Origin of the sequence: Moellerella wisconsensis ATCC 35017 (assembly GCF_001294465.1) — a bacterium.
Taxonomy (GTDB): Bacteria; Pseudomonadota; Gammaproteobacteria; order Enterobacterales; family Enterobacteriaceae; genus Moellerella; species Moellerella wisconsensis.
This window is the reverse complement of record NZ_LGAA01000018.1, coordinates 1-26,677: the sequence shown is the minus strand read 5'-3', so window position 1 is coordinate 26,677 and position 26,677 is coordinate 1. Positions and strand designations below refer to the sequence as shown.

The 26,677-nt window shown below is 37.4% G+C and carries 17 protein-coding genes, 2 tRNA genes and 1 pseudogene; 14 read left to right on the top strand and 6 right to left on the bottom strand.

The window, feature by feature from the left end; translation table 11 throughout:
* Positions 1-203 precede the first annotated feature (203 nt).
* The 6 genes from M992_RS08245 to M992_RS08220 all read left to right on the top strand — a co-directional run bounded on the left by M992_RS08245 (position 204) and on the right by M992_RS08220 (position 7,911).
* The gene (locus tag M992_RS08245; RefSeq protein WP_053908104.1) at positions 204-782 is read left to right on the top strand and encodes an HdeD family acid-resistance protein; all 579 of its coding nucleotides are present in this window, start codon (positions 204-206) and stop codon (positions 780-782) included.
* 952 nt (positions 783-1,734) lie between these two features.
* Positions 1,735-2,994: a mechanosensitive ion channel family protein gene (locus tag M992_RS08240; protein ID WP_053908103.1), complete on the top strand. Its 1,260-nt coding sequence runs from the start codon at positions 1,735-1,737 to the stop codon at positions 2,992-2,994.
* A gap of 300 nt (positions 2,995-3,294) precedes the next feature.
* Positions 3,295-5,748, top strand: a complete 2,454-nt coding sequence (locus tag M992_RS08235; RefSeq protein ID WP_390892489.1) for a DMSO/selenate family reductase complex A subunit — start codon at positions 3,295-3,297, stop codon at positions 5,746-5,748.
* Positions 5,748-6,365 carry a DMSO/selenate family reductase complex B subunit gene (locus M992_RS08230; protein ID WP_047256991.1) on the top strand — a complete coding sequence of 206 codons (618 nt, stop codon included), beginning with the start codon at positions 5,748-5,750 and terminating at the stop codon, positions 6,363-6,365. The genes M992_RS08235 and M992_RS08230 overlap by 1 nt, the downstream gene beginning before the upstream one ends.
* A gap of 1 nt (position 6,366) precedes the next feature.
* Complete coding sequence (locus tag M992_RS08225; RefSeq protein WP_053908101.1) at positions 6,367-7,143, top strand: dimethyl sulfoxide reductase anchor subunit family protein; 777 nt, start codon at positions 6,367-6,369, stop codon at positions 7,141-7,143.
* 171 nt (positions 7,144-7,314) lie between these two features.
* Positions 7,315-7,911 (top strand): molecular chaperone TorD family protein, encoded by a 597-nt coding sequence (locus M992_RS08220; protein ID WP_053908100.1) that lies wholly within the window; start codon positions 7,315-7,317, stop codon positions 7,909-7,911.
* A 110-nt stretch (positions 7,912-8,021) separates the two neighbouring features.
* On the opposite strand, the gene M992_RS08215 is transcribed toward M992_RS08220, so the two are convergent.
* Positions 8,022-8,564 carry a DUF924 family protein gene (locus M992_RS08215; protein ID WP_053908099.1) on the bottom strand — a complete coding sequence of 181 codons (543 nt, stop codon included), beginning with the start codon at positions 8,562-8,564 and terminating at the stop codon, positions 8,022-8,024.
* A 463-nt stretch (positions 8,565-9,027) separates the two neighbouring features.
* Between M992_RS08215 and M992_RS08210 the strand changes: the two genes are divergently transcribed.
* Entirely contained in the window at positions 9,028-9,306 is a 279-nt protein-coding gene (locus M992_RS08210) for a hypothetical protein (protein WP_248842506.1), read from the top strand.
* A 1,164-nt stretch (positions 9,307-10,470) separates the two neighbouring features.
* Positions 10,471-10,596, top strand: a pseudogene (locus tag M992_RS15455) (integrase); the annotation flags it as partial.
* 79 nt (positions 10,597-10,675) lie between these two features.
* Here the strand turns inward: M992_RS15455 and M992_RS08205 are convergent.
* Both M992_RS08205 and M992_RS08200 read right to left on the bottom strand, forming a co-directional pair.
* A tRNA-Thr gene (locus M992_RS08205) sits at positions 10,676-10,751 on the bottom strand.
* Positions 10,752-10,756: 5 nt separating this feature from the next.
* Positions 10,757-10,844, bottom strand: a tRNA-Ser gene (locus M992_RS08200).
* 214 nt (positions 10,845-11,058) lie between these two features.
* Here M992_RS08200 and rcsD point away from each other — a divergent pair.
* Both rcsD and rcsB read left to right on the top strand, forming a co-directional pair.
* Positions 11,059-13,794: a phosphotransferase RcsD gene (gene rcsD / locus M992_RS08195; protein ID WP_053908098.1), complete on the top strand. Its 2,736-nt coding sequence runs from the start codon at positions 11,059-11,061 to the stop codon at positions 13,792-13,794.
* A 1-nt stretch (position 13,795) separates the two neighbouring features.
* A complete protein-coding gene (gene rcsB / locus M992_RS08190; RefSeq protein ID WP_053908097.1) occupies positions 13,796-14,446 on the top strand; it encodes a response regulator transcription factor RcsB in 651 nt (216 codons plus the stop codon).
* 135 nt (positions 14,447-14,581) lie between these two features.
* Here the strand turns inward: rcsB and rcsC are convergent, their stop codons facing one another.
* The gene (rcsC, locus tag M992_RS08185; protein ID WP_072165932.1) at positions 14,582-17,404 is read right to left on the bottom strand and encodes a two-component system sensor histidine kinase RcsC; all 2,823 of its coding nucleotides are present in this window, start codon (positions 17,402-17,404) and stop codon (positions 14,582-14,584) included.
* Between the two features lie 138 nt (positions 17,405-17,542).
* Entirely contained in the window at positions 17,543-20,197 is a 2,655-nt protein-coding gene (gene gyrA / locus M992_RS08180) for a DNA topoisomerase (ATP-hydrolyzing) subunit A (RefSeq protein WP_053908095.1), read from the bottom strand.
* Positions 20,198-20,443: 246 nt separating this feature from the next.
* Here gyrA and ubiG point away from each other — a divergent pair, with 246 nt between their 5' ends.
* The 4 genes from ubiG to yfaE all read left to right on the top strand — a co-directional run bounded on the left by ubiG (position 20,444) and on the right by yfaE (position 25,211).
* On the top strand, positions 20,444-21,172 hold the full coding sequence (gene ubiG / locus M992_RS08175; RefSeq protein ID WP_053908094.1) for a bifunctional 2-polyprenyl-6-hydroxyphenol methylase/3-demethylubiquinol 3-O-methyltransferase UbiG: 729 nt from the start codon (positions 20,444-20,446) through the stop codon (positions 21,170-21,172).
* A 332-nt stretch (positions 21,173-21,504) separates the two neighbouring features.
* On the top strand, positions 21,505-23,796 hold the full coding sequence (gene nrdA / locus M992_RS08170; protein ID WP_053908093.1) for a class 1a ribonucleoside-diphosphate reductase subunit alpha: 2,292 nt from the start codon (positions 21,505-21,507) through the stop codon (positions 23,794-23,796).
* A gap of 12 nt (positions 23,797-23,808) precedes the next feature.
* Positions 23,809-24,945, top strand: coding sequence for a class Ia ribonucleoside-diphosphate reductase subunit beta (gene nrdB, locus M992_RS08165; protein WP_047257002.1), 1,137 nt, complete (start codon positions 23,809-23,811; stop codon positions 24,943-24,945).
* 2 nt (positions 24,946-24,947) lie between these two features.
* A complete protein-coding gene (gene yfaE, locus M992_RS08160; protein WP_053908092.1) occupies positions 24,948-25,211 on the top strand; it encodes a class I ribonucleotide reductase maintenance protein YfaE in 264 nt (87 codons plus the stop codon).
* A 263-nt stretch (positions 25,212-25,474) separates the two neighbouring features.
* On the opposite strand, the gene M992_RS08155 is transcribed toward yfaE, so the two are convergent.
* Positions 25,475-26,677: anaerobic C4-dicarboxylate transporter (locus M992_RS08155; RefSeq protein ID WP_053908091.1), on the bottom strand; the 1,203-nt coding region annotated here is incomplete at its 5' end.

Here is a 26,677-nt window from a genome sequence, read left to right as displayed (position 1 = left end):
TAATCGCTATTGATCTATATTATGGTAGTTGATTAATATTTATTATAAGCTTAACTTAACTCTACGGATTTTATATGCTTAGCATTATTTTAAGTGACGGAAAGCAACTAAATACAGCTGAAACTTAAATCTATTACGCATATATCATTATTCACTAATATACAGTCGTTTATCAAAATATAGTCATTAAAAGAGGCTTTATCATGCTTAACATCAATCCCGAGCAGCTCTCTAAATTAGCGGGCGAACAAATCAAAAAACAGCGAACTTTACTGTATATTCTTTCATTTCTTTTATTAGTTGGAGGGATTGTCTGTTTAGCCAGCCCTTTAGTATCAGGTATAACAATTAGCCTAATCATAGGTGTTATGTTACTGATCAGCGGTATAGCTATAATTGTGACGTTGATTGTAGGGCGCATATATAATGGCCGATCAGTTTTATTTAGCCTCATCGCCGCAGCCGCGTATTTAATTTTGGGCTATGTATTTATTACAGATCCGCTACAAGGTTTACTGACTCTAGCTATTTTTGTGGGTGCATTATTTATTATTGGCGGTGTTTTCAGATTATATGCAGGATTTTCAAATTTATCCGCGAATTCAGCGTGGATGAATATCCTGATCGGTATTCTAGATTTTATTATCGCTTACTTACTGCTGAGTGCCGGTGCTGAAACATCAATTATTTTATTAACCACATTTATTGGTATTGAGTTACTATTTACCTCATTCACGCTATTTAGCTTTGCTAGCCTGCTAAAAAGACAATTTAAATCTTAAGTTAAATTTTATAAGTTATTTGTAAATTATAGGCTCTGTTAGTAACAATTAGCAGAGCCTTTTTATTTATCTTCTCTTTGAACAACCTATAGCGTTATTCTTAGTAAGAATAAACATCACTGCCAGCTATTCCTCTAACTATAACAATTATTTGTTTAGTTACTAATTTAGTATACAAAAATGCCCACTCTGCTTACTTCTAAGGGTGCTTATGGTCATACTAACCTCTTCGCATCAGCACTTTTCTGATAATTAAAAAAACTTACACTCGCTTTAATCACCACTTATTAGTCTCGTTAACTTATATCTAGATATCTATACATAGACATAGACATAGACATAGACATAGACATAGAACACTATAACTATTTTTTAATTTTTAAAATAAATTTTAAAATTAACTTGACTATAACATATGATTGACTAAAATGGTCATCAAGTGATCTGGATCACACTTTATTAATTAAGGATTAAGTTATGACCAATATCAAACAGTTTATTATCAATCTACAACAAGTTGTTGAATTATTATCAGCTAAACGTTTTATGTAATTCAATGGCCTTTAATAGATTGATATATCTTGCTTTAATTTCAATTTGTATTTTGATAAACCGCTCAACTTGTATTGTTAGGCGGTTTTTTTATTTCTGAAGAATGTATAAATATGGCTATAAACGATATTTAGTATAGCTATGACTGATATCATAAATTTGATTGTTTTATAAGATAAATTCAGTTTTTTGTCTTAACTCACTACTCAACTTCAATTTATCCTACCAAAATATTATTTTTAATATATATCAATATACTATTGGCAGCTGTTAGCTGAACATTTTAATCAAATGTTACATAATAGTAATCTTTATTACCTACAATTTATCGGTTAATGGTTGACTCAAGCGTGGAATTCTTTAGCCTTAACAGCAGTATTTAATTTTTTTAGGGGAACGTATGCAGCAACAACTGCTTGATTGGATAAAACAATTTAACCATGACTACGCCGATATCACCTCGTTATTGATAGTCTTATCACTTATTATTATTGTTGCACTTATTCTGCACTTTATTTTACATAAAATTATTCTTCCTCAATTGGAAAAAAATGGAAAAAAGAAGAATCAAGGTTGGCAATTTCAATTAACCCAACATAAGTTATTTAATCGTATTGCCTTTTTGATTCAAGGTATAGTTGTTAATATTCAAGCCATTTTATGGCTACATGCTGGGTCTACAACTCAGCAAGTGCTAACCGTTGGAGCACAAGCTTGGAGCCTATTATTTGGCTTACTTATCTTATATTCACTGCTGGATATTATTCTGGGCGCCATGCAGCGTTATCCCTCTATCGCGCGTTTACCGCTCAGAGGAATATTCCAAAGCGTTAAGCTAATAGCAACTGTCATTATTGGCATAATGATTATTTCGCTACTCATTGGAAAATCGCCTCTAATATTAATTAGTGGTTTGGGTGCCATGACGGCGGTATTAATGTTAGTTTTCAAAGATCCAATTATGGGCTTAGTAGCCGGGATCCAATTGTCAGCTAATAATATGCTTAATATTGGCGACTGGCTAGAAATGCCTAAATATGGTGCTGATGGCGCAGTCACAGATATTGGGTTAACGACAGTGAAAGTTCGTAACTGGGATAATACAGTGACGACCATCCCAACCTATGCATTAATTTCTGATTCATTTAAAAACTGGCAGGGAATGACTGAGTCTGGAGGACGCCGTATTAAACGCAGTGTGCGCCTTGATACGACAAGCATTCATTTTTTAACCGAGCACGAAATTTCTGCACTAGAAAAAGCGCAATTGCTTGAGCCTTATATAGACAATAAGGTTAACGAGCTAAAACAATTTAATTCCTCGCTACCTCAAGACAAAGTATCGCCATTAAATCAACGCAACTTAACAAATATTGGAACATTCCGCGCTTATGTGGAAGCATATTTAAAAAACCACCCGTTAATCCACAAAAATATGACCATTATGGTCCGACAATTAGAATCAGATTCCAATGGCTTACCCGTTGAAATATACGCATTTACTAATACTACCGCTTGGTTAGAGTATGAACGGATTCAATCTGATATATTTGACCATATTTTCTCTATCTTGCCGCAATTTGGTTTAAGAGTTCATCAATCACCGACCGGTAATGATATGCGTGCAATTGGGTACAATGACGAAATTAATATAATCTAATTTTTATTAGAGATTATTAAATTAAATTGATGTAAATTTAGATATTAATTATTTTAAGAGGGGTTTTACTCCTCTTTTTTTATGGCTTTTTACTTATCGTTATATATTAAATAACATATCCATTGGTAAGTCTTACTCATCAAAACGTAAATAACCAATCAAAAAATCCTTATAAATTAAGTAAATGAGAATAATCTAGTTTTATTTTTCAGCCTCTAACTTGATTTACATCATGATGGTACCAGGCTAATTTTTTTAACATCAGCATCAATAAAATAATAATCGTTATTTATATAGGCAATGTCGATGCATAAAACTAAAAAAGCCCCTCATTTTGCAGAAATGAGCCGACGTGATTTTATCCAGACATCCGCTACCGTTGCTGGTGCTGCGGCTGTTGCGGGATCTATATCACTGCCCTTTTCCGCGCGAGCAAACAATGATATCACTGTTTCTAAACCTGATGAGACGGGAGAAACCATAAAATACAGTGCATGTCTAGTTAACTGCGGTAGCCGCTGTCCATTAAAAGTACATGTGAAAGATAATGTTATACGCCGTATTTCAAATGAAACTTTTTACGATGATTCTACCTTTGGGCAGCATCAAATTCGTCCCTGCCTGCGTGGTCGTTCTGTCCGCTGGAAAACATATAATCCAGATCGTTTAAAATACCCTATGTTACGGGTCGGTAAACGTGGTGAAGGTAAATTCAAAAAAATTAGTTGGGACGAAGCCACCTCGATAATTGCAGAAAAACTGAAATATACGATCGAAAATTATGGCAATGAGGCAATTTATTACCAATACGGTACTGGCTCTACTGGGGCTAATTTACATGGCCGCTCTGCCTGCAAACGCTTATTAAGCTTAACTGGTGGTTTTTTAAGTGATTATGGAACATATTCCTATGCTCAATTGATGGAAATTACCCCTTACGTTTACGGCTCAGTGGAAGAATCTTTGTTATCCGAAATCGCTAACTCTGATTTAGTCGTCATGTTTGGTCACAATCTCGCAGAAACCCGTATGTCTGGTGGTGGACAATTCTATGAAACACTCAATGCCCTAGAAAAAAGCAAAGCCAAAGTCATTATCATTGATCCACGTCGTACTGATAGTGTTACGACACTAGGAGCTGAATGGGTACCTATCTATCCAGGTACTGATGCCGCTTTAATCGCCGCCATGGGCTATGTGATGATCCAAGAAAATCTGACCGATGAAGATTTTCTAAAAAAATACTGTGTCGGTTGGGATGAATCAACTTTACCGGCTTCAGCTCCGCGCAATGGTTCTTATAAAGATTATATTCTAGGTAATGGACCTGATGGTCAGGCAAAAACCCCTGAATGGGCGAGTAAATTAACCGGTATTTCAGTCGCACAAATTATTCAATTAGCTCGTGAAATCGGTAATGCTAAAAATGCGTGGATTTCTCAAGGCTGGGGAATTCAACGTACCGAAAATGGCGAACAAGCGAGCCGAGCTATTATGATGTTGCCAATTATGACCGGTAATATTGGCCGTCCAGGGACCAATACTGGCTTATGGGGCGGTAGCATTGAATACCCTGTCGCAGGTTTCTCAGTTCCTAATCCAGTCAAAACACAAATTCCAACCTTCATGTGGACGGATGCGATTACTCGAGCACCTGAAATGACCGCTGAAAATGCGGGGATTAAAGGAGCGGATAAATTAAACCAAGGGATTAAATTTCTATGGTGTTATTCCAGTAATGTCACCGGAAACCAGCACGCAGATTTAAATAAAACCCATAAAATTTTATCTGACGAATCCCAATGCGAATTTATTTTAGTTTGGGATAATCACAATACCCCATCAGCAAAATATGCAGACTTATTACTGCCGGATGTAACTCCAGTAGAAACTAATGATCTAATTGATAATTCCTATGCCAGTGGGGCTTATCACTACATGGTCAGATTACAAAATGCAATTACTCCTCTGTGGGAAAATCGCCCTAACTATGATGTTTTAGCCGAAGTTGCTGACAAACTTGGTATTAAAGATCAATTCACAGAAGGGCGCAGTTATCCTGAATGGATTGAATATTGCTATAACAAAACCCGTGAAACCATGCCTCATCTTCCTGCATTTGAACAAACGGATGATCAAGGCATTATCGACCGGATCCTCGCCAATAGCAGTGATAATATTGCGTTAAAAGACTTTTATACCGATCCACAAGCCAATCCATTAAAAACGCCATCGGGTAAAATTGAGATTTATTCTGAACAACTGGCTGAACGTGTTAAACACTGGCAGTTGCCTGAGGGTCAGAGAATTCCAGCGGTGCCTGAATATTGTGCAAATAAAGAAGGCGTTGAAAATAAACAACAAAAAGAAAAATATCCCTTACAAATGACTGGGTTCCATGACAAAGGTCACGTTCATTCAACCTACTATAATGTTGCGATGCTACGTGAAGCTATTCCCCATCAATTTTGGTTAAATCCTATCGATGCTCAACAGCGTGGATTAAAGAATGGCGATCTGGCTGAAATTTATAATGGTCGTGGCAGGATCCAAATTAAAACTAAAGTTACTGATCGCGTATTACCGGGTGTTATTGCTGTGCCCCAGGGTGCATGGCGCAGTTTAGACAAAGAAGGGATTGATGTTGGAGGTTGTATCAATACTTTAACCTCACAGATGCCTTCTCCTTTAGCTAAAGGGCCGTCACAACACACTAACCTCGTCGAAGTCAAACGTGTACAAGGAGTTAATTAATGAAACAATATGGCTTTTTCTTTGACTCCACAAAATGTACCGGCTGTAAAACGTGTCAGGTCAGTTGTAAAGATGAAAAAGATCTCGAATTAGGCCCTAAATTCCGTCGAGTATATGAGTTTGGCGGCGGCAGTTGGCAACAACAAGACGGCATTTGGCAACAAAATGTCTTTAATTATTATCTGTCTATCTCGTGCAACCACTGCTCTAACCCAACCTGTGTCACAGGATGCCCGACAGGCGCCATGCATAAACGTCCTGAAGATGGCTTAGTCGTTGTTGATCAGTCGATTTGTGTCGGTTGCCGCTATTGTGAATTACGTTGCCCATATGGCGCTCCTCAATATGATGAGAAGAAAAAATTGATGAGCAAATGCGATGGCTGTTATGAGCGTGTTGCCCAAGGTATGAAGCCGGTTTGCGTAGATTCATGTCCTCAACGTGCTCTAGATTTTGACGATATCACTGTGTTACGTGCTCGTCACGGTTCTGAATGCGGTATTGCTCCAATGCCAGATCCTAATTTGACCCATCCTAATATCGTGATCAAACCACACAAAGATGCCAAACCTTTTGGCGATAAGAGTGGCAAACTACAAAATCCGGCGGAGGTGTAATATGCATGAACTACCCCTAGTATTTTTTACCGTTTTAGGGCAATCCGCCGCAGGCCTGTATTTAATCGCTTATTTGAGCAAGAAATTGGGCTTAATCGACCTTAATCAGCTCAAAAATGCTAATATTTTGGCTTTTATTATTGTGGTTATTGGCTTAGGTATTGGTGGTTTGCACGTCGGCCAACCATTGCGTTTCTTTAATATGCTGTTTGGTGTTGGCCGTTCGCCAATGAGTAATGAAGCATTACTCAGTGGTATTTTTGTTGGATTCGGTGCAGTAACGCTGTTTTTCACGTTATTTATGAAAAAACCGTTACTGCGCGAATTAGCCAATCTTGGTACGGTCATTTTTGGCCTAGCTTTCGTTTGGTCTATTCCACAAGTTTATAATATTGCTACAATTGCTAATTGGTTTACCGAATATACTACTCTGCAAATGTGGATGACCTTATTAGTCGGTGGTGGCGCATTAGCGGTAATTATCGGTGCTCGCCAACTGGGTGTACTGTGCTTTATTGTCGGTTCAGTCGCCATTTTTGCTAGCCGAGCTGGCTATCAAAGCTTCTTAAGCGAAAGTGGCCCACAGTTAAGCGCAGAACAAACTCCTTTTTGGGCTTTTCAGTTAGTTATTCTCGCCTTAGCTATCTTTATTTTTGCTGTCACTGTTTTAAAACAACGGATGCCAAAAACAATATTAGTTACTTGTGCTGGTGCAGTTTTAATGGCTGAACTGGCAGGACGTATTGCTTTTTATAATCTTTGGCAAATTACTATGTAATCTACCGTACATAACCCTTTTATATAATAAGATTAACTTTTAAAGCCTGCCTGATGCAGGCTTTCTTATTAAACGAGATCGACTAAAATAAATACCTGTATTGGGCATAGTAATTATACAATATCTAGCTCATCACCTATAAATTTGCAATATTACGGAAAAATAACTCTTATGCTAGCTAACACCACATTATTACGAATTTTAGGCGCATGTTTCTATTACCCGCCACAGTCATCCACATTTGAAAATATTATTCCTGTATTACCAGAATTAGCTGAGCTTAATAATTGGCCAGATAGTCAACATATTAATTCGCTGCTACAGTCGATGGGTCAATACACTCCAGAGCAACTAAGTTATGATTTTTCTGTCTTGTTTGAAGGTCAAGGGGAAATGCCTGCCCCGCCTTGGGGATCAGTTTATCTGGATCATGAAAATATTGTGATGGGTGAATCAACTTTATTATATCGTGAATTTTTAGCCAGCCATGGTTTAGTCTCTAATTCTTATCTCAATGAGCCTGAAGACCAATTTGGACTGATGCTATTAGCCATTACCGCATTATATGAGCAAAATAAACCAGATGCAGTGCTAACACTACTTGAACAACATTTATTGCCCTGGGCTTATCGTTATCTTACTCTGGTGGAGATGTCTCATGTTGAGAACACTTTTTATCCTCAGCTTGCAACAATCACCAAAATTTATTTAGCCCAATTACAACAGCAATTAAATATTACACCACTCACTGTTGAGTTATTTCGCTAACGCTTCTCTATTTAGCGGGCATCAGTTATTTGCACTCTAGAGTCTATTACTAAGTTCTTACTATATTTTTACTACGAACTTATTATTAACTCATGTCATTGAGAGAAAAATTAAAATATGCTGCCCGCTTGCTGTAAAAATAATAACTCTTCTTTCGATGAATGACGTTCTAAAATAATATTTCTGTGAGGATAACGCCCAAAACGATCAATGATTGCCTTGTGCTGCATTTCATATTCTAACGTTTTATCATGACCTAATATTCGAAATAATTCGACAGCTTGCTGATGAATAAACATAGATTCTGAGTGCATAAATGGCATAAGAATAAATTTACGTTGACTAAGAGATAATTGATTAAAATCTTGATGTTTTAAAGCTTCCTGAGCTAAAACTAACGCCATGGTATCCTGAGAGAATGCTCTAGGAGTATCCCGCCAGATATGACGAGAAAACTGATCCAAAACAATTATTTCAGCCAGGCGACCTTTTAATGATTTTCGCCAATAAGCTAATTCACCTTTAGCTGCACGCTCACTAATTACACTAAAACGTTTAATTATTGCAGCATCAAATTGGCTATTTTTTTCAAACCATTGTTTTGGCGTTGCTTCTTCAAACCAAAATGACAGAACTTGTTCCGCCGTATGCATAGTTTTTGCCTATAGATGTTATAAAATCTGTTATCAGATAGTTATATTTATCGTAAAGAATAATAAATGTAAAAGACATAACTGATCTCTTAAAATGTCGTATCACCGTATAATGTTTTATATTTTTGAGAAGTAAACCACAAAAAAACTTATAATTTCAATAATGAAATTATTCAAAGCTTATTTTGTATCATCACCAGCATAAACAATCACAATATCTACCTTGAAAATTATAATAGATAATTATTACATGTGTTTATTAGATAATTAAATTTAAACGCATCACTTTACGCTTATCATTTTATATAAAATAAAGACCTATTACTCATAAATCGAAAAAATAGTTTTAAAGCTATCGTGTTGCTTTAACTTAAGTTATATTAATAAAGTTAGCACAATATATGATATGATCTGACAGATAAATTGAAACTGGAATTGATCAACTATTCAATGGGTATAAACGATGTCACCACACTTAATATTAATCGGCTGGGGGTTATGGGTGAGTCCATGTGGATTAGATGCCTGTGATGCGTTGCCCGTAACCGACGTGATTTATACTCAACAGGAATGTGAAGTTAGAAAAAACTATCTAGAAAAACAACGACCAAATTTACATTTTCTCTGCGGGGAAGTATATCGCGATAGTCAGCAAACTGAAGAAAACAGCTCCAAATTCCCTCAATCACGGCAAGAACGTTCATCGTCTTTCCCACCACCTCATCGACAAGGCCGATATTAATATTATCGTATTCTATCATGCAGAACAAAAATATAGCTTTGGCGCAAAATTATAATATTTAATCCACCGTACTATACTTTCTCTTGACTTAACTATCACTATTTGTGCATGTACTCTCCCCTAACCTCAAATTTCCTTTTTTGCCCCCTAAAATCAAAATGTTTTAGTTATATACAGTTCTAATATACTTCAAATCTATTAGCGATAGTTCAATGCACTTTAACTTCTGTGATAATGATGCCTTCACAGGTGGCGATATCACTAGCGAAAATAACTTCGACGACTAAAAAATAAACTTCGCTCTATAACCACTTCGATTTTTTTATACTTTTTAAAATTAATTCGAAATCTTTTACCAACAGAAATGTAACTTATAATATTCCTTAAACAATATATCCATAACTCCAATGTTCTATACGTGAAGATAAAAACATAAAAATATTTCTTTCTTTATAATCACTAATTTTTGTAATTCTTATTTCCATTATCTCATTAATTATATTATTAATTTATTTAGTGGTTGTTTCACTTTTAACTCTATCTCTATAAAAAGATAGTTCATTTAATTTTTTATTCTTAACCTTATAAAAAACATCTGTAAAAAACTCATACCTATAGCTAAAAAATATAATAACAGCTAATAGCATAAAATTTCTTTTTTTTGACCAAAAAATATTTAATAATATTGGCAATATAATCCATTATATTTTTAAAATCTGACATGGGTACTATCCTATAAATTAACCAAAATATATTCTGTTTCGACCTCGAAGCATTCAGTGAAAAACCAATTAAATATAATACACATTCTTATGCGGAAATTATTAAAATTATGCTTTTTACTTGGGCGTTAAACAATTATTTATGCATATAGCAGCCACTTTGGCCGCACTAAGCCCTATGTTTAATAATAGCAGAATCAAATTTGATATTAGCCACTGATACGATACCTTGCTTTAAGCCTTTGCACATAGTTTACCTGGTGCTTTAGAGGCGTTATATAAAGTCTTTTGCGTTCCTTTAGATAAAGCCAAAGATAAAGCAGGCAAAACCTTAATTCAGTTATTTTGCTTAATATAACTATTTTGTAAGCCTCGCTCTAAAAACTCAGTATTACATCGTACAACAAGCAAGACCCATCTCGAAAAGTGGAAACGTTTTATTATTGGAAGATGGGAATCAAGAGAAATGGTGAGAAGATATGCTCACTTGGCACCTTCACATTTAAAAGAGCATGCACTTAAAATGGACACCCTTTTTGTTGATGATGTCCCAAATATGTCCCATTAACTACTAGAGGCAGTTAAATGACATGAATTACAAGCAAGAAAAAACCCGCTATCTCGTTGAGAGATAGCGGGTTCTTATTTGGTGCCGGCTACCGGAGTCGAACTGGTGACCTACTGATTACAAGTCAGTTGCTCTACCAACTGAGCTAAGCCGGCAAATATGGCGGAAGGATAGAGATTCGAACTCTAGGATGGTTTCCCATCGGCGGTTTTCAAGACCGCTGCCTTCAGCCGCTCGGCCATCCTTCCATGGGGTGCGATTATGGAGAAACCGGAGCAACTTGTCTACCCCTACAAGTAAAAAAAATGCATTTTTTTTACTGTTTGATTAATCTTCGATCAATCGGCGGCTTTTTTATAAAAAAAAGTGTTAATATAAAGTCATTCGGCGCATATATTATACCCATGCATCTGTTTTCTATTCCAATTTAATAGTGTTATCGACAAGGCTTTACTTTCATTTATGTATAAACAATCACTTTTACAGCCATCAACACTTTCACGTTTTTTTGTCGCCTTTATTCTTTTATTATTATTGATGTTGGCGCTGTTTGTTTATAACTATTCTCATGCCTGGTTAATCTCTAAACAAAGTTCACTAAATAGCATGTCGCTGCGCCTTGCCTATCAAATTGAGGACTATCGATATCATGCGAATCACCTTTATAAGCTCGCTAATCCTGAAATAAAAAATACTGAAGCTATTTATCATTTAGAGAACAATAATTCAGTGATTAAAATTCGTCCCAATGTTTATTGGCTAAGCAGTGCCAATCAGACAATTGATGCTATTATCTTTGGTGATCGAGAAAAAGAGGATTCATTCTTAGCATCAATCTTAGCTAATTACATGGAAATTGTTTGGGGAGCACGAAATGAATACAACTCAATGTATTATTTAGATGGGAGCAGTAACTCACTCATATTGACCACTACGCATTCAGTATTAAAACCAGAATTACGCTATAAAGAGAGCTATCTAACGTTAAGCGCAGAAGAAAAACGGGCTGATATGCTGGTTCAATCAACTATTTTAGATAAACGCGAAACCTTATCTAATATTCAAAAATTAAGTCCAGAAAATATTTATTATTATACTTACCGTGCGATGTTTAATTCACCAGGCCAATTAACCAGCATTATATCTTTTGATATCTCTCTCAATTCTATCAGTGCACTTTCTCTATCTAATAAAAATATCTCACTCGTACCTGCTAATCTAGATGATGATTTTGATAATAATAAAAATAATATTTCAGTACAAGGCGCTCAAATTATCTTCTCTCAGCCAGTACAAGGAACATCATACAAATTAATCTATGCGCTCTCACTGAAAGAAAGTATCATTAGTATTTTGAGCAATAACTTCTGGTTAATCATTTGTATGATTTTATTTACTACCTTGGCTTGCGGTGGAAGTTTATATATAAGAAGACGATTTATTACCCCGAATAGAACCATGTATCGCGAGTTACAAGCTAAGGATTCGATTAATAATGAAATTGTAAATAATATTCCTTATGGATTGATGGTGTATGATTTTTCATTGAATAGAAAAGTGCTCAGCAATAGTATTGCAAATAAACTACTTACATCAATGGATTTAGTACATATCCGTGATATGGCGGTACAAAATCACGGTATTATCCAAGTATCGATTGATAACATAGTGTATGAAATTACCTTAGTTAATAGTTCAATGTTTGATAATACATTCTTATTTATTTTAGTTGATAAAGATAATGAGGCACTATCACAGCAAAAATATATGCTGGCTGAGCGTGAATATAAAAAAAATATTCATTTAAGAAAAATTATTTTTGAAAATATGGGATTTGAGATCCAACCTAGGTTAATAGAAATAGATCAGCAAATAAAACATCTACTTTCTTGTGAGCCTTATGATGATAACCCGTATTTAAGCCAATTAATTTTGCATATTGATAGCATCAAACATTGGTTTGATAATATTAATCTCTTAACTCAAGTTGAAGCTAATCTATATACACAGAATGTAGAGTCCACCGCTATCAGTACAGTTATCACACAATTTCTACAGCAAAAATTATTATTAATCAATCAAAAGGGATTAACATTATATTTTCATAATCATATTAATCCTGAACAACTGTTTACCATTGATAAGCAAACTTTACTGCATATAATTGAATTAACAATGAATTACTCAATTGGTAGTACTTCTTTTGGTAAGATATCTCTTACGCTAGATTATAACGCTGAACGTAATGAGATTATTATTAATATTATGGACAGTGGGTATGGGCTAACCGCAGCAGATTTAAATAATCTGCAATTCCCATTTTCTAATCGAGTTATTTATGAACAACGATTCTCGCGCTCCGGTGTTACTTTCTATTTATGTCATATGTTGTGTAAAATGATGAACGGGAGCTTTACTATAAATAGCAAAGAAGAGATTGGCTCACATTATACACTAACATTTGCTGCTAACACTGAGAGTACTTCTGTCGAATTCCCTCCTCTATTAGAGGATATGATCATATTGATGGATATTCATAATTATGAAACAGAAACCATCGTCAAAGATATATTGAGTCACTATGGTGCAAACGTAAAAATAATGAGTAAGCAGTCTACTAGCACTATTGGTGATATCGTGATTACTGATAATGAAGAAGAATATGAGATAGGAAGACCAACAATAATTTTAGATAGCAACTCTACGCAACTTTCGGTTATTAGTACAACTAAAGTCAAATCAAATTTTAATTTTTCTGATCAGCTTATTAATGCAATTTCATTTTTAATCGATAATAATGAGTCTAGTGATCATATTGATCTCGATAATTTAGGAATTAATGAATTCGCACCTGAAATAAATGAATATGATGAAACGGAAGTTAATCCAACCGAAAGCATTCTAGCAAGTTATAAAAATAATTTATCTATCAGCCCATATCGAGATTTATTTATCACCACAGTACCAGTAGATATTAATAAACTGTATAGTAGTGAAAGTATCGCTGATTTAACCGAGCTAAAAGATATAACTCATCGTTTAAAAGGTGTTTTTGCTATGTTAGATTTTGATTTATTGAAAGAAATATGTGAATATTTAGAGTACCACATAGCAGAACATAATAAACTTGAAATAAGTAAAGGTATTAGAGAGCTGGAGTATTCAGTATCTAAATTAATGCCAGAAGGTGACCAATAATATGAATAACATCAATGTCATTGTTGCAGACGACCACCCCATTGTTCTTTTCGGTATCAGAAAATCACTAGAACAAATTGAATGGGTTAATATCGTTGGAGAATTTGAAGATTCAACTGCCCTTATCAATAACTTGGCGCGCCTAAATGCGGATGTTTTGGTAACCGATTTATCCATGCCGGGTGACAAATACGGCGACGGTATTACGTTAATTAAATATATCAAACGCCACTATCCCGATCTTTCGATTATTATTCTTACAATGAATAATAATCCAGCTATTTTAAGTGCAATACTTGAATTAGATATCGAAGGTATTGTTCTAAAACAAGGCGCTCCAGCAGATTTACCAAAAGCGCTAGCTGCATTACAGAAAGGTAAAAAATTTACACCAGAGAGCGTAACTAAGTTATTAGAAAAAGTAAATGCTAGTGGTTATGGGGATAAACGTTTATCGCCAAAAGAAAGCGAAGTTCTACGTTTATTCGCTGAAGGATTTCTGGTCACCGAAATTGCACGAAAATTAAATCGCAGTATTAAGACTATTAGTAGCCAAAAGAAATCAGCCATGCTTAAGCTCGGTGTAGATAACGATATCGCCCTGCTCAATTATTTATCTTCGGTTACTATTGATAATAGTCCTGTAGAGTAATTCTATACTTATATTTATAAGCATTTGATTATTAAAGTTAATCAGCTAATTACTTTATGTGAATACATCGCTGCAACACTGCGCTATAGCGTTTTAAAATGCATTCTATTGATAATAATCATAGAGTGCATTTTTTTAACGCTTACTAAAGCTCAATAACGTTTTTTTCAGCTGCAGTAGTTTGGTTGGTTTCGATAAACAATCGTCCATACCAGCAGCTATACAACGTTGTTTCTCTTCGGCCATCGCATTCGCAGTCAACCCAATGATAGGTTGAGTAAATGATTGTTCTCTCAGACGAGTTGCTAGCATATAGCCATCCATATTAGGCATATTGACATCGCTCAGAACAATATCAACTGGATTTTTAGCAATATAATCCAATGCATCTAATCCATCAATTGCCATTGCCGTTCGGTATCCCATACTAGTTATCTGATCTGTCAATAAAAGACGATTTATAGGATGATCATCGACAATTAATACGATAAATTTATTCAATGCACCATCATATTGAATATGATCTTCAGGAATTACAGTTATATTACTCTCTTCACGCATCAATGTATCAATAAACGTAGGTAACCGATCTAGTTGATAGGTATTATGTTTCCATTCACCCTGCTTAACCAAACGTACCTCACCAATATAAGTAGCAGCTAATCGGATAGTCCGCGGTATGTCCAATGAGCTATATACTGGGTTATCAGTCAACAGCAGAGCGTAATTCTCTTGGCTATGGAGCTCATCAATGAGAGTGACATTAAAGCCATGGTGTTCAAGCAGACGAGATAAATATTGCCCCAGAAAATCATTACGACATAATACAGCGATCGTGAATGCTGAACGGTATTCAGGAACTTGGATTGGTAGATATTTGACGTTATACAATGGAATACGCACGATAAAAGTACTGCCTAGTCCGTATTCAGAATTAATTTCAATATCTCCATCCATCAAACTGGCTAATTTTTCACAAATTGCCAAACCTAGTCCAGTGCCTTTACTTGCCATATTATTATCATTATTAACTTGAAAGAAAGGATCGAACAGTTGCATTTGTATGCCGGAAGTCATGCCAATACCAGAATCTTTAATCTCGATTCGCAAATAATGTTCATCACGCCAGACGTACAGAACAATAAATCCTGATTCAGTAAATTTAATACTGTTATTTAGTATATTAGAAATTACTTGCTGAAGTCGTACTGCATCATTATTAATTAAATCGGGGACATTAGGTTCAATAAATGAATATACTGATAGCTTTTTTTTAGCAATTAAGGGTACATAGTTAGATAAGACAAAAGAAAAGATCTCACGGCAAGTGAAAGCTTTATGTTCAATTTTTAATTGTTTAGATTCAATTTTAGAAAAGTCTAAAATATCGCTGATAATCTGTAATAATAATGCAGATGAATTGTCCATAGTTTTTACCAAGCGATTAGCTTTACCTGGCAAATCATATGATTGCAATAACTCAATATTACCAATAATTCCGTAAAGTGGCGTTCTTAATTCATGACTAACAGTCGCCAAAAACATTGATTTAGCATGATTTGCTTGCTCGGCTGCTTCGGCAACATCTTGCAGCGATTTTTCCATTTGTACCCGAATACTAATATCAACAAAGACACAAATGGCTACTTCTTCATTTTGATAACGTGAATTCACAAAACTAATCTGCAAATGTGTTTGATTTGTTGTCACTACATCGATGTAATTAGAAGACTTCTCACGAATTATTTTTAATATTCGTTGTTTATCTTTGTCATTGAGCAACTGGAAATAATCATGAGCTAATTCGTTACTTAATATATTTCCACCATCACTCACTCGTAGGATAATAATTCCAACCGGAGCAGAAGCCACTATCTTATGATTAAATTGTTCGTGTTCTTCTAAACGAATTGCATTATTTTCTGCTGGTGCAAGCATTTTTCTTTCCAACAACCAAATCATAATAACAATGCTAATAGCCGAGATGAAATTTAAAATAAAAGCATTAAGTAAGGAAAGATTAAATTTAGCTAATAATCTATTAGTTGGTATAGAAAGCGCTACACTAAGCGCCGAAGGAGATAAACGTTTTTTAAAAATTAATTTTGAATAATCATTATTAAAACCAAAATATGGAGTATCGATTGATTCAAGCATACTCGCAGACATTGGAATTTTACTAATAGAGTTATAGATTACCGGTTGATTATTTTGATTAACAATCGCCAGTTCAAGCGGGATATCATACCGATGATTAAATTGGCTAAGATTTATATTTCTTTCTATACCCATTAAACCAACTAATATTCCCTCTTTATAAATCGGAGCCATTAAATATAGCTGACCAGCATCAGGTTGTGGATTAGGAACAATCCAATATAGGCTGCGCTCTTGCCCTTGTGTTTTCATACTCATATAGGTGCGCATATATTCGTAAACCACTCGCTTAAGCAATTCAATATTTGAAGCAGTCATTCGAATAGGGAAATCCACCATACAATGGCTATTAACACCGGCAATAAATACATGATTAATGCCTTGTGACGCTGCAATACTATCTTTCCAAAAATAAATTAATTGCTGGAAAGAGGATAAATAATCTTGTGTTTTTTCTTTGAATATACGGCAATCACCATTCACTTGTAATGGATGATAAACAAAAGAGGAATGTTCGACTTTGTTAGAAAAAAAATCAGGTTGTGCTTTTCGTTTTTCAATATAACTTTCTGTCATAAATTGAATTGAGCGCAATGTACCGTTAGTTTCTCTTATATAAGTCTGCATATGATCATAGCTAGAATTAAACTGCTGACGTATATCTGATTTAGCTTGGTTAAACTGATTTATTAGATAGGATAATGTAAGAATAGCGCCCATCGCCCACAACATAAAGCCGAGAATTCGGAATAAATAACGGGATATTTTAAGCGATGTTCGAAAAGAAGATAAATATCTCAAGCGTATTCCTAAAACTATTCAATGCATTAAATTAGCCATCATAGATTATAATATCAGCCAGAGAATAAACAGTAGTAATTAGCGTTTGTTAAAATAAAAACAGACGGTAATCCGTCTGTTTTTATTCAGCTTTCAGAATTATGCGTTATCTTCTACGCCATCATCTGTATCTGGAGTTGCTTGTGCACCATCAGAGTCAGTAATAATTTCATCCTCTAATTCGGCGGCTACATCACCGTCAGCATCCAGTAATTCATCATCGTCTTCTGGCTCAGCAACACGCTGAAGACCAACAACCTTTTCATCTTCAGCAGTACGGATCAAGGTGACCCCCTGCGTATTACGGCCAACAATGCTAACTTCTGATACGCGAGTACGAACCAAAGTACCGGCATCAGTAATCATCATAATCTGATCGGTTTCTTCAACCTGAATAGCACCAACTACTTGACCATTACGTTCACTCACTTTAATCGAGATAACGCCTTGAGTCGCACGAGATTTCGTTGGGTATTCACGTTCGTTAGTTCGCTTACCATAACCATTCTCAGTAACTGTTAGGATATCACCTTCGGCACGCGGAATAATTAATGAAACAACTTTATCGTTATCCATCAATCTAATACCACGAACACCTGTAGCTGTGCGGCCCATTGAGCGTACGGCATCTTCAGCAAATCTAACCACTTTACCTTGTGCAGAGAACAGCATAACTTCGTTAGAACCGTTGGTTAAATCAACGCCAATCAATTCATCACCGTCATTCAGATTCACCGCAATAATACCGGCACTTCTTGGGCGGCTAAACTCTTTCAGTGCTGTTTTCTTCACGGTACCACTGGCTGTAGCCATGAAGACAAAATAGCCATCTTCATAGTCTCGGACAGGCAGAATAGCCGTAATACGCTCATTCTGTTCCAGCGGCAGCAAGTTAACGATTGGTCGACCTCGCGCTCCCCTGCTGGCTTCCGGTAATTGATATACCTTCATCCAATACAAGCGACCACGGCTTGAGAAACATAAAATTGTGTCGTGAGTATTAGCCACCAGCAAACGTTCGATAAAATCTTGTTCTTTTATTCGCGCTGCTGATTTACCTTTACCGCCACGGCGTTGCGCTTCATAGTCTGATAATGGCTGATATTTAACGTAACCTTGATGTGACAGGGTAACAACAACATCTTCCTGGTTGATCAAATCTTCGATATTAATATCGGCAGTATTCTCAGTGATTTCAGTACGACGCGCATCATTGTATAGATCGCGGATAGTTTCTAATTCTTCACGAATCACTTCCATCAGACGATCTGGGCTATTTAGAATAAACAGTAATTCTTCAATAATTTTGAGTAAATCACGGTATTCTTCGAGCAGTTTTTCATGCTCAAGCCCGGTTAATTTTTGTAAGCGTAAATCAAGAATTGCTTGGGCTTGTTGCTCAGTAAGATAATATTTACCGTCGCGAACACCAAATTGCTCTTCCAACCATTCAGGACGTGCCGCATTATCACCCGCACGTTCTAACATTGCTGCAACGTTACCTAATTCCCAAGGCGATGCGATTAAGCCCGCTTTGGCTTCTGCAGGGCTTGATGCCCGGCGGATCAATTCGATAATCGGATCAATATTGGCTAAGGCAACCGCTAACGCTTCCAAAATGTGAGCACGATCGCGGGCTTTGCGTAATTCATAAATTGTACGACGAGTCACTACTTCACGACGGTGACGTACAAACGCTGAAATGATCTCTTTCAGATTAAGGATTTTCGGTTGGCCCTGATGCAGAGCAACCATGTTTATCCCGAAAGAAACCTGTAACTGAGTTAATGAATAGAGGTTGTTAAGAACCACTTCACCCACTGCATCGCGTTTAACTTCAATCACAATACGCATGCCGTCTTTATCAGACTCATCACGTAAAGCACTGATGCCTTCGATACGTTTGTCTTTAACTAGCTCCGCCATTTTTTCAATTAAGCGTGCTTTATTAACCTGATACGGGATTTCATTAACTACGATGGTCTCGCGACCATTTTTTTCGTCGACTTCGATATCAGCACGAGCACGGAGATAAATTTTACCTCGGCCAGTACGATAAGCATCGATAATCCCTCTGCGCCCATTAATAATCGCAGCTGTTGGGAAATCAGGCCCTGGGATGTGCTCCATCAGACCTTCAATACTGATATCTTCGTCATCAATATAGGCTAAACAACCGCTGACCACTTCACCTAAGTTGTGCGGTGGAATATTGGTTGCCATACCAACCGCGATACCTGATGAGCCATTAACCAATAAATTGGGTACACGGGTCGGCATAACTGCAGGAATATTTTCCGTTCCATCATAGTTTGGAACGAAATCGACCGTTTCTTTATCGAGATCCGCTAGCAATTCATGGGCGATTTTAGCCATACGGACTTCCGTATAACGCATCGCTGCGGCTGAGTCACCATCGACTGACCCAAAGTTTCCCTGACCATCAACAAGCATATAGCGCATTGAGAATGGCTGTGCAAGACGAACAATTGTCTCATAGACAGCACTATCACCATGCGGATGGTATTTACCAATAACGTCCCCGACTACACGGGCGGATTTTTTATAGGCTTTATTCCAATCATTTCCCAGTACATTCATCGCAAAAAGTACTCTGCGGTGTACCGGCTTCAGTCCATCACGAACATCTGGAAGTGCACGTCCGACGATCACGGACATAGCATAATCCAAATACGAACTTTTTAGTTCTTCTTCGATATTGACTGGTGTGATTTCTCTGGCAATGTCGCTCATGGAACCACTGTCCCTCATAACTTCGGATTCAAAGGTTTAGAACTATACCACAATTCGTCAATTTAATAAAAAAGAGAAGCGAGTATTTGTCTTTCAAGCTATGTATAATAGCCAAAAAATTGGGTTATGGATCGGTTCAGCTACTATTTTTAACTATTGGTCGACCGTACCTCGGCAATAATAGGTAATTTATGCTTTGCTTCCACCGCTGGATCGCCAACTATGCACTTAAGGAGTTATCCCCTCATGACTAATGCCCCGCTAAATAATCAACAAAATGTTGATTTGCACGAAATCGAAAAATTTGAAGCCGTTGCTTCCCGCTGGTGGGATCTCGAAGGTGAATTTGCCCCACTGCATCGTATTAATCCATTACGCTTAAATTATATTATGCAGCGCGTTGATGGGCTATTCGGTAAAAAAGTGCTCGATGTTGGCTGTGGTGGCGGAATTTTATCTGAAAGCATGGCACGTGAAGGAGCCATTGTTACAGGACTCGATATGGGTGCTGAACCACTGCAAGTAGCTAAGCTGCATTCATTAGAAAGTGGGATCCCGGTCGAGTATGTACAAGAAACTGTCGAAGAACACGCGGAAAAATATCCACATGCCTACGATATTGTTACCTGCATGGAGATGCTTGAGCATGTTCCAGATCCTGCCTCTGTTGTGCGTGCCTGCGCAAAATTGGTTAAACCTGGTGGGCACGTTATGTTCTCAACCATTAATCGCAATAAAAAGGCTTGGTTAATGGCCGTCGTCGCAGCAGAATATATTATGAAGATTGTCCCCAAAGGCACGCATGATGCGAAAAAATTTATCCGCCCTTCAGAATTGATTAGCTGGACCGATCAAACCTCATTAAAAGAGAAAAATATCATAGGGTTACATTACAATCCTATTACAGATAAGTTTTGGCTTGGGCCAAATGTTGATGTGAATTATATGTTACATACCCAGAGTGCTGATAAATAACTCAGCGCAGATTAATAAATCAGCAAACGAACTCTCATTTACAAATTTATTTTTTTAGTTATGTCGGCTAATCTAATTTCGCTCTTTCCTTTTGGGGTGCAGGTTACCGACATGATCACCTAATTTATCCAGAAACTTATCCACAAGATCAGCCAAAACTGTACACTTGATAAAATCCGTCATTAACATTATCTTGTTATCGAACAATATCAAAACCACTACATATAGTGTGATAAGACACCACCAAATACTACTCTCATGGGGTTACCCCGTGAGTTTTTTTATGCTTGTCGCCACAGTCATATGTAGCACAACTCAAGGTATATCTGCTCATGAACCAGAGTCTGTTAGTCACCAAACGTGATGGACACAAAGAACGTATCGATCTCGATAAAATCCACAAGGTAATCACCTGGGCCGCTGATGGGCTCAATAACGTATCCGTTTCACTGGTGGAGTTACGTTCACAGATTCAGTTTTATGATGGGATCAAAACTTCTGATATCCACGAGACGATGATCAAAGCAGCCGCCGATTTAATTAGCGGTGAATCGCCGGATTATCAGTATGTCGCTGCTCGCCTTGCGATTTTTAATTTACGCAAAAAAGCCTACGGTCAGTTTGAACCACCAAAACTGTATGATCATGTGAAGCGCTTAGTTGAAATGGGCAAATATGATAAGCATTTGCTCGAAGACTACACCGCCGAAGAATTCAAGCAAATGGATGATTATATTGATCACTGGCGTGATATGAACTTTTCCTATGCCGCGGTTAAGCAATTAGAAGGGAAGTATTTAGTTCAAAACCGAGTGACCGGTGATATTTATGAAAGCGCACAGTTCCTGTATATTTTAGTCGCAGCCTGTCTGTTTTCTCGCTATCCCAAAGAAACGCGTTTAGATTATATCAAGCGTTTTTATGATGCCGCTTCAACCTTTAAAATTTCATTACCGACGCCTATCATGGCGGGGGTTCGTACGCCAACACGTCAATTCAGCTCCTGTGTTCTGATTGAGTGTGGTGATAGCTTAGATTCAATTAATGCAACATCAAGCGCAATTGTTAAATATGTCTCTCAACGTGCAGGAATTGGTATCAATGCGGGTCGCATCCGCGCATTAGGCAGCCCAATCCGTGGTGGTGAAGCGTTCCATACTGGCTGTATTCCTTTTTATAAACACTTCCAAACTGCGGTTAAATCTTGTTCTCAGGGCGGCGTACGTGGCGGTGCAGCAACTTTATTCTACCCATTATGGCATTTAGAAGTTGAAAGCTTGTTAGTGCTTAAAAATAACCGTGGGGTCGAAGGTAACCGTGTTCGCCATATGGATTATGGGGTTCAAATCAATCGCTTAATGTATCAGCGTCTGATTAAAAACCAAGATATCACGCTATTTAGCCCGTCAGATGTTCCTGGCTTATATGATGCTTTCTTCGCTAATCAAGACGAATTCGAACGTCTGTATGTGGCTTATGAGCAAGATCCAGCTATTCGCAAATCAAAAATTAAAGCGGTGGAATTGTTTTCATTAATGATGCAAGAACGTGCATCTACTGGCCGAATCTATATTCAGAATGTGGATCACTGTAACACCCACAGCCCATTTGATCCGGCGATTGCACCAGTACGCCAATCTAATCTGTGCTTAGAAATTGCGTTACCGACCAAACCGTTAAGTGACATCAAAGATGAGAACGGAGAAATTGCTCTGTGTACACTGTCGGCCTTCAATTTAGGTGCGATTAACAGCCTTGATGAGCTCGAAGAGTTAGCCACGCTAGCAGTACGTGCATTAGATGCTCTGCTGGATTACCAAGATTATCCCATTATTGCTGCACAAAAAGGCGCTTTGGGTCGTCGTACGCTAGGTATCGGCGTAATTAACTTTGCCTATTATTTAGCTAAAAATGGTGTACGCTATTCTGATGGCAGTGCTAATGACCTCACTCATCAAACGTTTGAAGCTATTCAATATTATTTATTGAAAGCCTCTAATGAGCTGGCAAAAGAGCAAGGCGCATGCCCTTGGTTCAATGAAACCACTTATGCAGCGGGTGTGCTGCCTATCGATACCTATAAAAAAGAAATCGACAAGCTAACCAACGAGCCTCTGCACTACGATTGGGAATCTTTACGCCGCGATATTCAACAATATGGCCTACGTAATTCAACGTTATCGGCATTGATGCCTTCTGAAACCTCATCGCAGATTTCTAATGCTACTAACGGAATTGAACCGCCGCGCGGTTATATCAGCGTTAAAGCGTCTAAAGATGGTATTTTGCGCCAAGTGGTTCCAGAATATGAACGCCTGAAAGATGCTTATGAGCTATTATGGCAAATGCCATCAAATACCGGCTACTTACAATTAGTCGGCATTATGCAGAAATTTGTTGATCAGTCGATTTCGGCTAATACTAATTATGACCCAACTCGTTTCCCTAATGGCAGAGTTCCAATGAATCAACTGCTCAAAGATCTGCTACTAACGTATAAATTTGGCGTCAAAACGCTTTATTATCACAACACCCGTGATGGCGCAGAAGATATTCAGGGCGATCTGGAAGAAGTCATTGAAGCTGAAGATACCGACTGTGAAGGCGGCGCGTGTAAAATTTAATTTGAGGAAGCTATGTCTCATACGTATACCATCTTCTCACAGAAGAAAAATGATCAGTTACAGGAGCCGATGTTTTTCGGCCAACCGGTTAACGTTGCACGTTTCGATCAGCAAAAATATCCTATTTTCGAAAAACTGATCGAAAAACAATTGTCCTTCTTTTGGCGTCCAGAAGAAGTGGATGTGTCTCGCGATCGTATTGACTACAATGCGTTGCCTGATCATGAGAAACATATTTTTATCAGCAACTTAAAATATCAGACTTTATTGGATTCAATTCAGGGTCGTAGCCCTAACGTGGCTTTTCTACCACTGATTTCGATCCCAGAACTGGAAACTTGGGTTGAGACATGGTCATTTTCAGAGACAATTCATTCACGTTCATATACCCATATTATTCGTAATATTGTAAATGATCCGGCGCTTATTTTTGATGATATCGTCGAAAATGAAGAAATTTTAAAACGTGCTCGTGATATCTCGGCCTACTATGACACCTTGATTAATATGACTAATCAATACCATATGTATGGTGAAGGTGAGCATATCGTCAATGGTCAAGAAGTCGTTGTTTCGCTACGTGCACTGAAAAAACAGTTATATTTGTGCTTAATGAGTGTCAATGCCTTAGAAGCTATCCGTTTCTACGTTAGTTTTGCCTGCTCATTTGCCTTCGCAGAACGTGAATTAATGGAAGGTAACGCCAAAATCATTAAATTAATTGCGCGCGATGAAGCACTGCATTTAACCGGCACTCAGCATATGCTAAATCTGTTACGTTCGGGTCAAGACGATCCTGAAATGGCAGAAATTGCCGCCGAATGTGAAGATGAATGCTATCGTCTATTTGTCGATGCCGCTGAGCAAGAAAAAGAGTGGGCTAGTTATCTATTCCGCGATGGTTCTATGATTGGTTTGAATAAAGATATTCTGTGCCAGTATGTTGAATATATTACTAATATTCGTATGCAGGCCGTTGGCTTGAAATTGCCTTTTGAAGGACGTTCAAACCCAATCCCATGGATTAATTCGTGGTTAGTCTCAGATAACGTTCAAGTTGCGCCACAAGAAGTTGAAGTCAGCTCTTATTTAGTCGGTCAAATAGATTCTGAAGTTAATACCGACGATTTGAGTGATTTCGAGCTCTAATCATGTCGAGCCATAAAATCACCCTGCGCCAACCGCAGGGTGTTGATGTTCCCTTCCATTCGGAGCTTCACGACTCACTGCTTGAAGCTTTGGAAGATAGTCAGATTGCTGCTGAATACCAATGTCGAGAAGGTTATTGTGGCTCGTGCCGAGTCACTTTATTAACTGGCAAAGTGGCGTATCGCTGCCAACCATTGGCCTTTATTAATAAAGGCGAAATTTTGCCCTGCTGCTGTCACCCGTTATCGGATATTGAAATTGAATGATAACGTATTGATTATAGCCATTTATATTCAGTAGTTGATTGATCATACCGCTAAGGCCGACTTAAAATAAAAGGCGCAACTTATTGATTAAGTTGCGCCTTTTATTTATTAACCTATTGATTCGTCTATCAACTAATATCGATTCCTTACTTTCTCTCGATACTTCAATCCACGTCTATTTAATCATTACTTGGCTGTTGCTCACCTTTTCGGTGGTATCCACCGGCACAAAAAGCGATATCTAATCCCTGATGTTATCTTGATTACAAGAATCCATACATTGCAGCAAAAACCCAACCAAACACACAAGAAACACTTACTCCGATTAAGCCGGGAAAAATAAAGCTATGATTAATAACATATTTACCGATTTTAGTCGTTCCTGAACGGTCAAACTGGATTGCCGCTAAATCGCTTGGATACGTCGGTAAAATATAGTAACCATAACAAGCAGGCGCAGAAGCGATGATATACGCTGGCTCGACCCCAATAGCCAAAGCAATCGGCACAATGGCAGCCAGTGCCGCCGCTTGTGAGTTAACGAATTTAGATACTAATAACAAAACTATTGCATACGCCCAAGGATACTCTTTGACTAGCGCGCCTAATGCACCTTTAATTTCATTCATATGCGCGCCAAACATAGTTTCGGCCATCCACGCAATGCCATATACCGCAACAATAGCTATCATTCCTGAACGGAACACTTCGTTTTTTGAAATTTGTGCTGGATTGGTTTTACAAATAATGATAATCAGCGCACCGGCTAATAACATAAACATTTGAATAACCAGTACCATCGATAAAGGCTTGTCATTGATCAGTGGACGCAATTCAGAAAATGCACCTAATGTAGCAACTACCGCTATTGAGGCCAAAAAAATCCACATAGCTACCCAGTTAATTGTCGGCAGTTTTTTATCGAGTAATGTTACTGTACCGCCATAAACATATTCACGGTTTTCTGGGTCAGAAATAAATTCTTGAAACACTGGGTCTTTATCTAAATCCTTGCCGCGAAACCAGCTAAAGATACCAATCGCTAATATACCTAACAATGTTGATGGAATAGTAATTGCTAATAAATCTAAAAATTCTAATGACTTACCATTGATAGTGACGCCACCCAGCATCGCCACTAATGAAACCACCGCGACAGAAACTGGGCTAGCAATGATGCCCATTTGAGCCCCGATGCTACTGGCTGCCATTGGACGTTCAGGGCGAATATTATTTTTAATCGCTGCATCGTATATAATAGGTAATATGGTATACACGACGTGCCCTGTACCGCATAAAATAGTCAGAATACAGGTCACAAAGGGAGCGACAATAGAGATATATTTCGGGTTTTTACGCAGCAATCGCTCAGCGATTTGCAACATAACATCAAGCCCTCCCGACGCCTGTAAAGTGGCAGAGGCAGCCACAACAGCAATAATAACCAGCATCACATCGACAGGAGG